The sequence below is a fragment of the Bradyrhizobium sp. 23 genome, from assembly GCF_023073295.1.
GTDB classification, from domain to species: domain Bacteria; phylum Pseudomonadota; class Alphaproteobacteria; order Rhizobiales; family Xanthobacteraceae; genus Bradyrhizobium; species Bradyrhizobium canariense_D.
The window spans coordinates 46,053-59,485 of record NZ_JADPJF010000082.1; the positions used below are offsets into that span (position 1 = coordinate 46,053).

Genomic DNA, 13,433 nt, shown 5'->3' on the forward strand with positions numbered 1-13,433 from the left:
GACGAGATTGCGGCCGAATTCCTGCATTACGATCATCGTCGCAAGCGAGCCGCCACCAAGACCGCCGGAGCTCTCAAGGAATGGCGCCGCACAGAGCCCGAGTTCGGCGAAGGATTTCCAGTGCCTGCGGCTCCAGCCTTCATCGGTGGCGACAATCTTGCGGCGCTCATCAAAATCGTATTGCTCGCGCAGAAACCGTTGAATGCTGGAACGGAGCAATTCCTGTTCTTCGGTCAACTGAATATCCATCGGATGCCTCGTGCGATGCGGTCAGAGACCAAGAACTGCTTTCGCGATGATGTTGCGCTGGATCTCGTTCGATCCCCCGTAAATGCTGAGTTTGCGGGAGTTCAGGTATTTTTCCGTCGCCGTGTGACCGTACTCCGGTCCCGGCATGAAGCGGTTGGCAGATACCGGGTGCTCGCGTATGGCCAGACCGTAGTTACCCATCGCCTGATGTGTCAGGTCGGTGATGCGCTGGAATATCTCGGTGCCCCTGATCTTGAACAGCGATGCGGCCGGTCCCGGGTCGATGCCGCGCGACATCTGCGCAACGATGCGCAGTTCCGTCGCCTCCAGCGCGAGCACGTCGAGCTCGACGCGCGCGATCTCCCTGACGAACTCCCCGAACGTCGGGTCGTCCTCGCCGACTTCGGTTCTCACAATGTGCTTGAGGCGCTCCAGATAACGCGTCGATCTGCCGATCCCGGCCATGCTGGTACGCTCATTGCCCAGCAGGAATTTTGCGTAAGTCCATCCCTTGTTTTCCTCGCCGATCAAATTCTCGGCGGGGACGCAGACGTCCTCGAGGAAGACGTCGTTGACCTCGTGCGATCCGTCGATGGTGATGATGGGCCGCACCGTGACGCCAGGCGATTTCATGTCGATCAGCAGGAAAGAGATGCCGGCCTGTGCCTTGGCCGACGGATCGGTCCGCACCAGGCAGAACATCCAGTCGGCGTGCTGGGCCAGTGTCGTCCAGGTCTTGTGGCCGTTGACGATGTAGTGATCGCCATCACGCACCGCCTTGGTCCGAACGGAAGCAAGGTCGGAGCCCGAGCCCGGCTCCGAATAGCCCTGGCACCACCAATCCTCGCCGGAGAGGATTCGCGGGAGATACTTCTTTTTCTGCGCGTCGTTGCCGAAGTTGTAGATGACCGGGCCGACCATGGTCACGCTGAACGCGAGTGGCGGCAGTGTCCCGGCACGGGATGTCTCTTGCTCGAAGATGAAGCGCTGCGTAATCGACCAGCCCGGCCCGCCATACTCCTTGGGCCATAGCGGAGCAATCCATCCCTTCTTGTGGAGGATGCGGTGCCAGAGCAGCATTTGCTCCTTGGAAAGGTCGGTTTCCGGATTGGGAACGCGCATTTCAGCCGGATAGTTATCGGCGATGAAAGCGCGCACCTCGTCACGGAACGCGACGTCTTCGCCGGAAAGCTTGAGTTCCATCGTGAGGGGCTCCCGCTACCACTTCTCGCCGAAGGGACGGATCTCCAACTCAAAGGTCCAGGCGCTCTTGGGCTGCTGATAGAGCAACCAATAGGATTCCGCGACCGAGGACGGCGGCATCAGCAGATCGGGATCATCAAGCGCGTTGGGACCGAGCGCCTCGATCCGCCGCTGACGCACCCATTCCGTATCGACACCGGAATCGATGATGAGATGCGCCACGTGAATGTTCTTTGGACCCAATTCGCGCGCAGCCGCCTGTGCAACAGCCCGCAGGCCGAACTTCGCGCTGGCGAAGGCCGCATATCCCGTCCCACCGCGAAGACTCGCGGTCGCGCCGGTGAAGAAGATATTGCCTTTGCCGCGGGGAAGCATCAGCCGCGCAGCTTCGCGGCCGGCAAGAAAGCCGGAATAGCACGCCATTTCCCAAACCTTGCGGAACACGCGTTCGGTCGTATCCAGAATCGGGAAGTTGACATTGGCCCCGATGTTGAAGATGCAGACCTCCAGCGGAGCGTGCTTGTCCGCGTCGCCAAGGAAGGAGATGATCTCCTCTTCCTTGCGTGCATCAAGCGAGCGCGCGTGAATCTCGCCGCCGGCTTTCTCGATTTCCTTGACCAAAGGCTCGAGCTTGGCGCCGTTGCGACGCCCGGCAAACACCGTAAAACCTTCCGAGGCAAATTTCTTGGCGATTTCGCCGCCGATGTAGTCTCCGGCGCCGATCACGGCCACGGTCGCGTTTCTCTTTTGCACGGCTGTTCTCCCGTCAGGTTAGATATTTTGTCTACGGAATTCGGGCGTCTGCGCCGAAGGCGTTTCGCCACCTTCGCCACGCAAGGACTCCGCGAGCTTGTGCTTGAGTATCTTGCCGGTTGAGGTAGCCGGCAAGGCATCAAGGATGACGATTTCGGACGGCCGCTTATATGAGGTGAGCTGAAGCCGGATGAAGCTCATCAGATCCTTCGGCGTGGTGCGAGACCCCGGCAGCAATTGCACAAAGGCAACAATCTCCTCATTGCCATCTGCGGCACGCCCCACCACGGCAGACTGCACGACGTCCTTGTGTGAACTGAGGACCGATTCGACCTCGGCAGGGTAGACGTTGAAGCCCGAACGGATGATCATTTCCTTGGTGCGGCCGACAATGTAGAGCACGTCGCCGTCGAAGCGCGCCAGATCACCGGTATTGAACCAGCCCATGCTGTCTATCACCTTGGCGGTAAGCTCGGGGGCGCGATAGTACCCAAGCATCACGTTGCGCCCCCGGACATGCAGCTCCCCGACTTCTCCTCTTGCCGTCGGGCTGCCATCGAGTGTTCTGACCCGCGCCTCTACTCCCGGCAGCAGCGTGCCAACCGCCTGGTCCGACCGCGGCGCATCGAAACGCACGCCGGATATTCCCGGCGAGCATTCAGTGATCCCATAGCCGTTGAGGAGCGGTAGGCCGAATTCGTCCTCCACGCGCGATTTCAGACTTAGATCGAGAGGAGCGCCGGCGACGGCGATCAAGCGCAACGAGCCTCGGGCGAGCTGCTCCACACCTGCTATGCTCTTGTATTCAAGCAGGCGTTGATAGGTAGCGGGTACGCCGTTGAGGATGGTAACGCCCTCCTCCGCGATCGCCCTGGCAGTCTCGGCCGGATCGTATTTGCTGACCATCCGCACCGTGCCGCCGACCATCAGCGTCATGATCAGGAGCGAGATGCCGACGATATGGGAGATCGGCAATACGAGATAGATCTTGTCGTCTTCGTTCATCCTGCGGAAATACGCAGTGCTCTTTGCACTGATCAGAAGACTGTCATGCGAGAGCATCACGCCCTTCGGGGTCCCCGTCGTTCCCGAAGTGTAGATCAGCACCGCGACCTGTTTTGCGGAATCGGCCTCCACCGGCTCAACGGTTGCGTTTTCGTTGAGCGGGCCAACGCTGATCGCGGGCAGCGGCCCTATCTGCCGGCTCTCTGCGCCATAGCGCGACGCGTGGGCCGCAGCCTCCTTCGAAATCCCTGAGGTGAAAAACATCCGGCGGGCGCCGCTGTGGTCGCGGATCTGATCCAGCTCGCGTGCGGACAACCGCGGATTGGTGACGATCGCCCAGGCGTCAAGCCTGCTCGTCGCCAGCAGCAAAGCAGCGAGCGCAATGCAGTTTTCGCTGACAATAACCATCCGGTCGCCGGGCCTGATCCCCAGCGACGAGAGGACGGCGGCGATCTCGCTGACGCGCCGATCCAGATCGCGGTAGCTCCAGGAATCTCCATCTTCGACCAACGCAATCCGGTCGGGAGCCTTGGCGAGTGTTACTTCATGGATGCGGTTTGGCAAGCCGACAGCAATCTCGTCGAGATTGATCGCCTCTGAAAGCTTTGCCACGACTCACCTCCCGACCAATGCATGCCTACTTTTGCAACGCGGCACATTCGGCGCAAACATAACGTTCTTTTTTAGAACTCGTCAATTGCTAATTCATCATTTCTGTTTCGCGGGACCCAAACTGGCAATCATTCTTCCGTATTCTTTGCCGCCAGTTGTTGAAAACGGTCGTTTACAACGCTTCACTCAGCCGTTACGATTAAAGTATCAAATAAGAACTTATTGGGAGAAACGGAATGAGCCGCGGCGTAGCGATACTAGTGGGTGCGGGCGACGCCATCGGCGCGGCCGTCGCGCGGCGTTTTGCCAGGGGTGGCTATACGGTTTGCATCTGCAGGCGTGATGCGTCGAAGTCCCAGGGGCTTGTGGGCGAACTAAGGGCTGAGGGACATAACGTACACGCGTTCAGCGTCGATGCCCGTCAGGAAGCGGAGGTCCAAGGCATATTCGGCCGGATCGAGAAAGAGCTCGGGCCCATGGAGGTCTGCCTCTACAATGCCGGCTCGAACGTCAACAAGCCTCTGCTGGAGACCACGGAGAAGCTGTTCTTCAAGGCCTGGGAACTGGCCTGCTACGGCGGCTTCCTCGTCGGACGAGAGGCTGCGCGCGTCATGCTTCCGCGCGGACACGGCACCATCTTCTTTACGGGCGCGACGGCCAGTGTGCGCGGCGGCCCTGGGTTTGCTGCATTTTCGTCAGCGAAATTCGGCCTTCGCGCAGTGGCTCAGGCGATGGCGCGCGAGCTGGGTCCGAAGAATATTCATGTCGTGCATCTGCTGATCGATGCAGGCGTGGATAGCGAAGCCATTCATCAGCGCATGAAAGCGGCAAAAGGGATCGAGGCAAGTGAAATCCCCGCAGATAGCCTGACCAAGACCTCTTCCATTGCTGACGCCTATTGGTTCACCCATCAGCAAAGCAGGGATGGCTGGACCCATGAGCTCGATCTCCGTCCCTCGGTGGAGAAGTGGTAACATGGACGCGACACCAAACCTGACCTTGTGGGGCGTTGGGACGAGCCGCACCATTCGCCCGCATTGGGCCATGCACGAACTGGGCTTGGTCTACGAGACAAAGCGGATCGGACCGCGAACGGGCGAGACCAAGACCGCCGAATACACCAAACTCAATCCGCGCCAGAAGATTCCGCTGCTCCAGGACGGCGATTTCTGCATCGGCGAGAGCGCCGCGATCGTCGCCTACCTGTCGCGAACGTACTCCACGGCGGAACGCTCGCTGATTCCGGAAGCCCCCCGCCAATATGCCGCGTGGCTGGAGTGGTGTTTCTTTATCGTCGCGGAGCTGGATTCAACCAGCCTTTACGTGATGCGCCGCCATCGGGCCGACGGGCTCGGTCCGATCTACGGTATTGCGCCGGAGGTCGTTACCCAAGCCGGTGCGTATTTTCGCCAACAGTTGCACCATGTGGAGGCCGCGCTCGCAGACGACCGACAATTCCTGATGGGCGACCGGTTTACGAGCGCCGACATCCTGCTCACGACGTGCCTTGAGTGGGCCATCGCCTATGGCGTCGGTATTTGCGACAACGCGCAGCCCTACCTCGAACGCATCAAGGAACGGGAGGCCTATCAGCGAGCGGTCGCAGCGAATGTCCCTCTGGCACCGATCACGCCGGCGCCCGCGAAAGTCTAGAAACCGTCCGCCACTGGTGCGAGAAGGCTTCGGGACTAGACCGCTACGCGCACGCTGCGCTCCGCGACCATCTTGTCGATGTCGCGATCGTCGTAACCCAGTTCCCGCAACACCTCGCGCGAGTGCTCGCCGACCCGGGGAGCAGGCCCGCCGATCGCCGCCTCATTGATTTCAAAACGGGCCGCCGGCTTCGGCTGCCGTACCCGCCCGACCTTCGGCTGATCGAACTCCGCGATGATATCGCGCGCGATCACTTGTTCGTTGTGAATGATTTCGCCTCTCCGCAGGATCGGCGCACAAGGGACGTCAGCGGCGTCCAAGCGCTCCAGCCATTCGGCAGTGGTGTGCTGGCCGATATACTCCGCCATCTTGTTGATGCGGGCCGTGGCGTTAACCGAGCGTGCCGATGGTGTCGCAAACCGAGGATCCTTGGCGAGCTCGGGATCGCCGGAGGCCCGGCAAAACCCCTGCCACTCGGAATCGGAGATGGTACCGGCCGTAATGTAGCCGTCGCTGGTCTTGAATACGAGATCCGGCCGATCATTGGGATCGGCGGCGCTGGCCTCGGCTCCCACGACTGTGTACTGCATCATACCTTCCGGCCACAGGTATGAAATCATCGCATCCAGCATTGCGACCTGAATATGATCGCCCTGCCCTGTCTTCTCGCGAGCATAAAGCGCCGCTGCCACCGCCTGCGCGGTGAACACTGCCGTGGTCTTGTCACACACGATGGTCCGGATCATTTGCGGACGGTTCGTGACCGGCTGCGACTGAATATCGGCAAAACCCGACAGGCCCTGAATGATCGGGTCGTAGACGCGCTTTTTCACATACGGTCCGGTGTCGCCGACACCACTGATCGAGACATAGATCAAGCGCGGATGGCGTTGCCGCAAATCATCGACGCCGAGACCGAGGCGCTCCATTGTGCCGGGCCGGAAATTCTGCACCAGGACATCCGCCTGCGCGACCAGCTTGGCCAAAACCTCACGACCGGCCGCGCTTTTGACGTCAATCGACAATGAGCGTTTACCGCGGTTTGAAGAGATGAAGAGCGCGGAGAACTCGCCATCCTTGTCGATGGTGGCACGGCTGCGCCGGGTAATATCGCCGCCTATCGGCTCGATCTTCAGAACGTCGGCGCCCTGATCCGCCAGAAACATGGTCGCGAAGGGACCCGACACCACGCCTGTCAGATCGAGGACGCGAACACCGTTAAGTGGGCCAGGCATGGACACTCTCCCTGAGTTTAGTTTTGGTGCGGGCCGACTGAGCTTTCGTCATGCAGACCCGGACATCGGCCCGGCTCAGCGGGCCTCAATTCCCAACGTTAGGCCGTTTTCGAAACGGGCTGACTGGTCTGCTCGACGATCGACGCCTCGACGTCACGGAGCTGGTCCTTGCCGAAAAACATTTCGTTTCCAACGAAGAATGTCGGCGAGCCGAACGCTCCGCGGTTGACCGCGTCGGTCGTCCGATCGATCAGCCCCTTCTTGACGTCATCCTGCTGCGCGCGCGCGATCAACCGGTCGATATCGATACCTGAGGCAATGAATGCGCTGCGGAAGGTTTCGAGGTCATCCATCTTCTTGGGCTCTTCCCACATATGATGGTAGGCCGCGCGGAAATAGGGTTCGAATACGCCTTCGAACTGGGCGGCGACGGCGCCACGCATCAGCATCAGCGTATTGACCGGAAAGAAGGTATTCTGACGGAACTTCGTGATGTTGTAGCGCCGGATAAATCGTTCGGTCTCGAGCGCCTGATATTCCGGCTTGTTCTTGATTCCGCGAAGCGAGTCGAACGGCGACATGTTGCCCGTCGCCTTGAAGATGCCGCCGAGCAGGACCGGGACATATTCGAATTTCACGCCGGTGCGCCGTTCGATTCCCGGAAGGACCAGTTCCGCCAGGTAAGCGTTCGGGCTACCGAAATCGAACAGGAATTCAACTTTCAGGGGCATGTCGGCTCCTCCCGCAGGGCGCAATGATCGTCAGGCTGGTGATCTTCCGGCCAATTTCTGGCTCTTGCTTGTTCATACAGTTCTAAAATTGAACTGTCAAACATATGCTGAATTCTGCTGATCTGAACCGATCGCGGGGGTATTGTTTGAAATTGAGTACCTATCTAGAATGGTAGATCAGGCTGCGGTTCCCTGGACGATTCGGGCGGATCAGGCGCCGGACGATCGGAGAGCAGGAATGAAATGGGATGAACTTGAGGAAGAGCCGTGCTCAATGGCTCGCACCATCGGTGTCATTGGTGACCGTTGGACGCTTCTGATCCTCCGCGAATGCTTCCTGCGCACGCGCCGCTTCGAGGGCTTTCAGTCAGCGCTTGGAATCACCCGCCATTTGCTCGCCGAACGGCTGAAAAAGCTGGTTCGCCAAGGCGTCTTGCGCCGCATTCCATATCAGGAAGCACCCAAACGCCACGAGTATATCTTGACGCAGAAGGGTCTCGATCTTTATCCAATCATGATGGCGATCGTCCATTGGGGCGACACACACATGGTCGACGTACGCGGACGCCCCCTCCTGCATGAACACCGCAAGTGCGGCAAGATGTTCGATCCAGTGATGGTGTGCTCGGAGTGCGGCGAGCCGCTTTCTGCCAAGGAAGTTCATGTCCATCCCGGTCCGGGCGCGCGCCCGACTCCGGAGAAGGTCTCTCTCGAAAAAAGGCTGAAGCCGAAGGCCCGCCGCAGGCAAGCGGCGTGACGGCGCCCCTCAAGGGGAGCACTTAACAGCCATGCGCGATCGACGTGTGATTGCCGCCACGCAGGAGAACTTCTCCAGGCGAGGCGAGCGCGGTCGACAATCAGCTTTGCTGGACTGGCGTCTGCTGGCGGCATCATGGGGAGTTGGCGCATCTTCCCGACGGTGAAAGACTATGTCACCGGTATCAAGCAGATGGTCGATGTGGTGGGCGTCGATCATGTCGGGATCGGAACCGATACATCGTTAGCACTTCCTGGTGGCGGGCCCGTTCCTGGCACCAACAACATATGGCCGGATGAAAAGAACGGCTTTCTGTATTCGGTCGCACAGGAGATGCTGACGCAAGGTTTCCAGCCGGACGAAATCTCCAAGATCGCCGACGGCAATTATGTCCGCCTGTTCGGAAAGGTCACGCGCAGCGCCGCCTAGGTCAGCTAAGCGGTGGCGTTAAAGTTTGCCTTCTGATGTCGGGGGCAACTTCGCCACGAACTCGATCTCTGGCGGTAGCGAGTATGGCGGCAGGTGGCCTCTCACGTATTGCGCAATCTCTTCTGCAACGTCGGACGAGGATATGAACTCCGACTTCAGCACAACGAACGCCTTGATGACTTCGCCTCGCAATCGATCGGGCTTTCCAATGGCTGCCGCCGCCGCCACTGCGGGGTGAGAGGTCAGCGCGGCCTCGATCTGGCTCGGCACGATCATATAGCCGTTACTGCTGATCGCGTTTTCTTTCGCTCCCAGATAGAAGACATTGCCGTCGGCGTCCATTCGACCGAGGTCGCCCGTGAGGTAGTAGCGACGGCCGAACCGATAACGCACCGTCGTGCCCTCGGGCTCGTTGTAATATCGGTCAAACCAGTGAAGCGGCGACTTTTCCGTATCGATGGCAATCTCGCCTCCTTCGCCCGTCGGGCATTCGCGGCCGCCCGTGCCGAGAATGATCACCTTGAAACCCGCGACCTGATGTCCGATCGCCCCGGCGGCCGACGAAACTGAAGGGTCACGGCCTGATGGTTGGATACGAACACCCCCGTTTCGGCTTGGCCGCAATGGTCATGCAGCCGCACACCGAGACGTTCCGCTGCCCAATGGATCAGTTCGTCGGGCAACAATTCGCCGAGGCTGGAAGCCACCCGGAGGCGAAGTTCGCCGGGTGTTGTCCGTAGTTTGTCCGAGGCTCGCATCGCCCGATACCAGTACGGCGACGCGGCGAGGTTCGTGACCTTGTGCTTCGCCATCACCCTGTAAATGTGTCCGGCATCAAAGGGGCCCCGCTACTTGATCGACGAACGAATGAACTCGGATTCGAACTCCGAGGACGCAATGATGGCAAGCGTCTGGCGCAATTCGGCGGCCTTCCTCACTCCGAAGACCTTTTCGAACTTGCGCTGCGCGATGTCCCAAAGCGCCTTGGACTGCTCGAGTCTCGCGGTCCCGCGCTTCGTCAGCTCGGCTCGTTTGCTTCGACGATCATTGGGATCAACTGTGACGGCAACAAGCCCTTCCCGAAGGAGAGGTTTCAGATTGTGCGCAAGGGCCGACCTGTCCATAACGAGGGCCTCAGCCAAGGCCCCCATCGTCGGATTCTCTCCAATTTCGATGTGATACATGATCGAACGCTGCGTGGAGCGCAGGCCGCTCGGCGCAAGCGCCGAGTCGTAGAGCTGAGAGACACGCCGCATGGCCTTTCGCAGGGCCGTACTGTTGCAGGGGCTCGGCTCGGGTAGTGGAGCAGCGTTTTTCATGCTCTTTGCGGTTCTGCGTCAGGCATCCTCCAGTCAACATATCGGCATATGCCACTTTCACGCAATGAAAAGCTGCGCGTGACAGGCACCTTTATTTCCTTCGAACGATTCCAAATCCGCTGCTTGCAGTAGTGAAACGCATCGTTGTCCCGTCGAATGTTGCTTGCCCTGGACTTTTCTCCAAGGGCGACCATCCCTTGCAGAAGGATTGGATCGCTGAGCGGGTTCCGCAATGGGGCTACTGCCAATCCGGTCAGATCATGCAAGCAACGTCTCTGCTCGCGAAGAAGCCAAATCCCACCAAGGAAGAAGTGGTCGCACACATAATCGGCAATCTTTGCCGCTGCATGACCTATTCCCGTATCCAGAAGGCGATCATGCGGGCTGCGTCCGAGAAGCGCTCCGCGTCCGTGGCCGGCCACGAGCCGATGCCACATGAACCAGCACGTCAAGACCTGTAAATCCGAGTCGACCGATCTCAACCGTCGCTCCTTCCTCGTGGGCACGACTGTTACAGGCCTCGTTCTCGGCTACGCCGGGGTGCCCGGCATCGACCAAGCGTCCGCCGTTCCGACGAATTTCGAGCCCATCGTCTGGTATTCGATCTCGCCCGACGGTCTCGTAACCGTGACTTACGGCAAGGCCGACATGGAGCATGTACATCGCTTCCACCATGGGCCAGATTATGGCCGAGGAGCTCGGCACGAGCTGGAAGGATATGCGGGTGCCGCTCGCCTCGAACGATCCAAAGTTCAACGACGCTGTGCTGAACGCGCAGATCACCGGCGGAAACTGGTCACCATGATGATTTTCGACGCGATGATCCGCGCAGATGCCGCCGGCCGCATAGCTCTGGCCGAGCAGCTGCGGTTGCAATGGGCGCTCGGGCAACGGAGATGGTTGTGCGGGATTCCGTCATCAGCCACGCGAAGCCCAAGAAGTCGATGTCGTTCGCCGTCCAAGCCATGATCGCCTTCATCGACGGCATAGTTAGGCACGATGATGACTCTGAGGCGCTCTTCGTAATATAGGCGGCTCCGGCGGTCTCACCGCCGAAGGCGCCGAGGATGGGCTTCTAAAAGGCGACCTGATTGGCACCCTTGGTATGAAGCATCGCGCGCGCCTCATCCGGCGAAGCCAACTCGAGACCCAAGTCTCGTAGAATTCGGGCGATCTTGGTCACTTGTTCGGCATTGCTTTGGGCCAATTGTCCTTTGCCGAGATATACGCTGTCTTCCAGACCTACCCGAACGTTGCCGCCCGCAATTGCCGACACGGTCGAGAACGACATTTGGTTCTTTCCGGCCGCGAGCACTGACCATCGGTAGTCGTTCCCGAAAAGCTTTTCGGCAATTTGTCTGGCGGCGAGCAAATTCTCAAGGTCGGCGCCAATGCCACCCAGAATACCGAAAATGCTCTGCACGAAAAGAGGCGGCTTCGCCAAACCCTTATCGACGAAATGCGCCAACGTGTAGAGATGGCCGATATCGTAGCATTCGTATTCGAAGCGCGTACCGTGCCCCTCACCGAGCGTCTTGATGATCGTCTCGATGTCTTCGAAAGTGTTTTTGAAGATGCCAGCCTTCGTTCCGGCCAGATAGCTCTTCTCCCAATGGTACTTGAACTCTTGCCGTTTCTCCGCGATCGGGAAGAGGCCGAAATTCATGCTACCTAAGTTGAGCGAGGCCATCTCCGGCGATAGAGAGCGCGGTCCTTCCAGGCGCTCCTGCACCGTCATCGTGGGCGCGCCGCCGGTTGTGATATTAATAATCGCATCGCACTTAGCTTTGATTTCGGGAAGAAACTCCCGGAACAAGGCCACATCCGCGGATGGACGGCCGTTAGCTGGTTCTCGTGCATGGAGATGCAAGATGGCCGCGCCCGCCTTGGCCGCCTCGATCGCACTCGAAGCGATTTGCGCCGGCGTGATCGGCAGATACGGCGTCATCGACGGCGTATGAATACTACCCGTAATGGCGCAGGTTATGATTACCTTGGACTGCTGAGCTGCCATTACACCTCCTTCGAAAACGCGAACGACAGCCCCACGAGAGTGCTATTATCTCCGACTTGCGGGACGGCGGATCTCGGCTTGATCGCGGAGCTCAGGCGAACGGCGGCTCCGGCATTTGCTTGCCGCCGCGAACGACGTACTTCGCTTGCAGTTCTTGCACCGCTACCTCGATGTGCTCCTCGTCCTGGCCCGTGCACTCGTGCCAAACATCGCTGACGCCTTTCGACAGCGCCTGCTTGGCACCATCTGTCCGACCGAGTCGGATAGTGCAAAGTATCACCGTGTCATGACCAGGCTTGCCGCCGACGTAGCTGCTCTCGGCCGCCAAGTCGTTGAAGATAACACTGATCACGTTGCGAGGTGACTTGATTGTGTTGTGAACGACGTCGGTAATGCGGGCGGCAATCATCGCTTTGATCTCCGTATCCATTCCCGCGCGGGTGTTGCAAACAATCTGTGGCATTGAGGGCACTCCTTGACGGCCCCCAACGTATCAAAGGGCCTCGGCAAGGCTTGCGCAGAAAGGCCATACTTAAAGATTAGCGCCGAAAATTGCTTCCGGTCACGACCGGACTACGCCAAGCGCTTGCGATATTCGCTTGGCGAGAAGCCGGTCATCTTTCGGAAGTAGGCCGAGAAGTGCTGCGTGTGACTGAAACCGCTATTGAAGGCGATGTCGGTGATAGTTTCGGCCGGACGCGCGAGTCTTCGCTTGGCCTCCTCGATGCGCATCGTCAGGAGAAAATGATATGGCGTCACCCCGACGCTTTGTCGAAAGACACGCTGGAAATGCCTCTTGCTGATGCCTGCGACATCGGCCAATTCGTCGATCGTGAGCGGCTGCATGAGATTCAAGCGAATGAATTCCTCCAGCGCCCGCAGCCGCCTGGGCGACAGTCCTGCTCCTCCACCGCAGGCATCCTTGATCGACCGACCGACGGATGCAAGTGCCTGAAGCGCGACGCCTTCGGCAAAGAGCTGGAATAGATCATCAGGATACTCCGATTGACGGAACAACTCTCCCAGCACCGAGCATAAGATTTCGTTCGCGAATGTCAGACGCGCCTTGTCGACCTCGAACGGCGCTATACCCAGCTTATCGGGATCGAAGAAGATTACCGCGTAATCGCAAACTTTCTGCATGTCGTCGAATTCAACCCGGATCTCGGATTCCGGCGGAATGATCGACAGGGTCGACTGACCGCGAAAACGGCAGTCGATAGAGGCGCCGTCTAGCCGACCGCGCATTCGGTTGAATCCTTCGCGATGCCAAAAGAGCGTTAGCTCAGGCTGGCAGAAGTGCCACTCCAGACGCGGTTGGCATTGACGCTGGTATAGTTCAATTCGCCCTATCGATGTCTTCGCGATCACCGACGAAACCACTTCTCCGCCGACTTCTCGGACGTATCCATGGGCGGAATTCTGGCGCGCCAAGGCGGCCTCCCTATCTCGCTTATTATCCCGAGATGATCA

At 59.1% G+C, this 13,433-nt stretch carries 15 protein-coding genes and 3 pseudogenes; 6 read left to right on the top strand and 12 right to left on the bottom strand.

Annotation, left to right across the window (positions count from 1 at the left end; all coding sequences use genetic code 11):
- From IVB32_RS20455 to IVB32_RS20470, 4 genes are all read right to left on the bottom strand, one after another.
- Positions 1–249: acyl-CoA dehydrogenase family protein (locus IVB32_RS20455; RefSeq protein WP_247411160.1), on the bottom strand; the 249-nt coding region annotated here is incomplete at its 3' end.
- Between the two features lie 21 nt (positions 250–270).
- Positions 271–1,452: an acyl-CoA dehydrogenase family protein gene (locus tag IVB32_RS20460; protein WP_247411163.1), complete on the bottom strand. Its 1,182-nt coding sequence runs from the start codon at positions 1,450–1,452 to the stop codon at positions 271–273.
- 15 nt (positions 1,453–1,467) lie between these two features.
- On the bottom strand, positions 1,468–2,205 hold the full coding sequence (locus IVB32_RS20465; RefSeq protein ID WP_247411166.1) for an SDR family oxidoreductase: 738 nt from the start codon (positions 2,203–2,205) through the stop codon (positions 1,468–1,470).
- A gap of 18 nt (positions 2,206–2,223) precedes the next feature.
- Positions 2,224–3,822 carry an AMP-binding protein gene (locus tag IVB32_RS20470; protein ID WP_247411169.1) on the bottom strand — a complete coding sequence of 533 codons (1,599 nt, stop codon included), beginning with the start codon at positions 3,820–3,822 and terminating at the stop codon, positions 2,224–2,226.
- Positions 3,823–4,058: 236 nt separating this feature from the next.
- Between IVB32_RS20470 and IVB32_RS20475 the strand changes: the two genes are divergently transcribed.
- Both IVB32_RS20475 and IVB32_RS20480 read left to right on the top strand, forming a co-directional pair.
- Positions 4,059–4,796, top strand: coding sequence for an SDR family NAD(P)-dependent oxidoreductase (locus IVB32_RS20475; RefSeq protein ID WP_247411171.1), 738 nt, complete (start codon positions 4,059–4,061; stop codon positions 4,794–4,796).
- The gene (locus IVB32_RS20480) at positions 4,759–5,475 is read left to right on the top strand and encodes a glutathione S-transferase family protein (RefSeq protein ID WP_247411173.1); all 717 of its coding nucleotides are present in this window, start codon (positions 4,759–4,761) and stop codon (positions 5,473–5,475) included. Before IVB32_RS20475 ends, IVB32_RS20480 begins: the two co-directional genes overlap by 38 nt.
- Positions 5,476–5,510: 35 nt before the next feature.
- On the opposite strand, the gene IVB32_RS20485 is transcribed toward IVB32_RS20480, so the two are convergent.
- Positions 5,511–6,710 (bottom strand): CoA transferase, encoded by a 1,200-nt coding sequence (locus tag IVB32_RS20485; protein ID WP_247411176.1) that lies wholly within the window; start codon positions 6,708–6,710, stop codon positions 5,511–5,513.
- Between the two features lie 98 nt (positions 6,711–6,808).
- Entirely contained in the window at positions 6,809–7,441 is a 633-nt protein-coding gene (locus IVB32_RS20490; RefSeq protein WP_247411179.1) for a 2-hydroxychromene-2-carboxylate isomerase, read from the bottom strand.
- A 238-nt stretch (positions 7,442–7,679) separates the two neighbouring features.
- On the opposite strand from IVB32_RS20490, the gene IVB32_RS20495 reads away from it, so the two are divergent.
- Together IVB32_RS20495 and IVB32_RS20500 are read left to right on the top strand one after the other, a co-directional pair.
- Positions 7,680–8,198, top strand: a complete 519-nt coding sequence (locus tag IVB32_RS20495) for a helix-turn-helix domain-containing protein (RefSeq protein ID WP_247411181.1) — start codon at positions 7,680–7,682, stop codon at positions 8,196–8,198.
- Between the two features lie 162 nt (positions 8,199–8,360).
- Positions 8,361–8,627 carry a membrane dipeptidase gene (locus IVB32_RS20500; protein WP_247411182.1) on the top strand — a complete coding sequence of 89 codons (267 nt, stop codon included), beginning with the start codon at positions 8,361–8,363 and terminating at the stop codon, positions 8,625–8,627.
- Between the two features lie 18 nt (positions 8,628–8,645).
- Here IVB32_RS20500 and IVB32_RS20505 read toward each other — a convergent pair whose 3' ends face one another.
- The 3 genes and pseudogenes from IVB32_RS20505 to IVB32_RS20515 all read right to left on the bottom strand — a co-directional run bounded on the left by IVB32_RS20505 (position 8,646) and on the right by IVB32_RS20515 (position 9,883).
- Entirely contained in the window at positions 8,646–9,146 is a 501-nt protein-coding gene (locus IVB32_RS20505; RefSeq protein ID WP_247411184.1) for an AMP-binding protein, read from the bottom strand.
- Positions 9,143–9,454: pseudogene (locus tag IVB32_RS20510) on the bottom strand (hypothetical protein); the annotation flags it as partial. The gene IVB32_RS20505 and the pseudogene IVB32_RS20510, both read right to left, overlap by 4 nt.
- A gap of 21 nt (positions 9,455–9,475) precedes the next feature.
- On the bottom strand, positions 9,476–9,883 hold the full coding sequence (locus IVB32_RS20515) for a MarR family winged helix-turn-helix transcriptional regulator (RefSeq protein WP_247411189.1): 408 nt from the start codon (positions 9,881–9,883) through the stop codon (positions 9,476–9,478).
- Between the two features lie 233 nt (positions 9,884–10,116).
- On the opposite strand from IVB32_RS20515, the pseudogene IVB32_RS20520 reads away from it, so the two are divergent.
- Both IVB32_RS20520 and IVB32_RS20525 read left to right on the top strand, forming a co-directional pair.
- Positions 10,117–10,407 (top strand): annotated as a pseudogene (locus tag IVB32_RS20520) (2Fe-2S iron-sulfur cluster-binding protein); the annotation flags it as partial.
- A pseudogene (locus tag IVB32_RS20525) lies at positions 10,382–10,902 on the top strand (molybdopterin cofactor-binding domain-containing protein); the annotation flags it as partial. The pseudogenes IVB32_RS20520 and IVB32_RS20525, both read left to right, overlap by 26 nt.
- A 119-nt stretch (positions 10,903–11,021) precedes the next feature.
- Here IVB32_RS20525 and IVB32_RS20530 read toward each other — a convergent pair.
- The 3 genes from IVB32_RS20530 to IVB32_RS20540 form a co-directional block, all read right to left on the bottom strand.
- On the bottom strand, positions 11,022–11,960 hold the full coding sequence (locus IVB32_RS20530) for a 3-keto-5-aminohexanoate cleavage protein (protein ID WP_247411192.1): 939 nt from the start codon (positions 11,958–11,960) through the stop codon (positions 11,022–11,024).
- Between the two features lie 91 nt (positions 11,961–12,051).
- Entirely contained in the window at positions 12,052–12,423 is a 372-nt protein-coding gene (locus IVB32_RS20535) for a tautomerase family protein (RefSeq protein WP_247411197.1), read from the bottom strand.
- 110 nt (positions 12,424–12,533) lie between these two features.
- On the bottom strand, positions 12,534–13,394 hold the full coding sequence (locus tag IVB32_RS20540) for an AraC family transcriptional regulator (RefSeq protein WP_247411200.1): 861 nt from the start codon (positions 13,392–13,394) through the stop codon (positions 12,534–12,536).
- Between the last annotated feature and the right edge of the window lie 39 nt (positions 13,395–13,433).

Coding starts and splice junctions, on each gene's coding strand:
- IVB32_RS20460 (WP_247411163.1), bottom strand. CDS start 1,452: ATGGAACTCAAGCTTTCCGGCGAAGACGTCGCGTTCCGTGACGAGGTG.
- IVB32_RS20475 (WP_247411171.1), top strand. CDS start 4,059: ATGAGCCGCGGCGTAGCGATACTAGTGGGTGCGGGCGACGCCATCGGC.
- IVB32_RS20480 (WP_247411173.1), top strand. CDS start 4,759: ATGAGCTCGATCTCCGTCCCTCGGTGGAGAAGTGGTAACATGGACGCG.
- IVB32_RS20485 (WP_247411176.1), bottom strand. CDS start 6,710: ATGCCTGGCCCACTTAACGGTGTTCGCGTCCTCGATCTGACAGGCGTG.
- IVB32_RS20490 (WP_247411179.1), bottom strand. CDS start 7,441: ATGCCCCTGAAAGTTGAATTCCTGTTCGATTTCGGTAGCCCGAACGCT.
- IVB32_RS20495 (WP_247411181.1), top strand. CDS start 7,680: ATGAAATGGGATGAACTTGAGGAAGAGCCGTGCTCAATGGCTCGCACC.
- IVB32_RS20515 (WP_247411189.1), bottom strand. CDS start 9,883: ATGCGGCGTGTCTCTCAGCTCTACGACTCGGCGCTTGCGCCGAGCGGC.
- IVB32_RS20530 (WP_247411192.1), bottom strand. CDS start 11,960: ATGGCAGCTCAGCAGTCCAAGGTAATCATAACCTGCGCCATTACGGGT.
- IVB32_RS20535 (WP_247411197.1), bottom strand. CDS start 12,423: ATGCCACAGATTGTTTGCAACACCCGCGCGGGAATGGATACGGAGATC.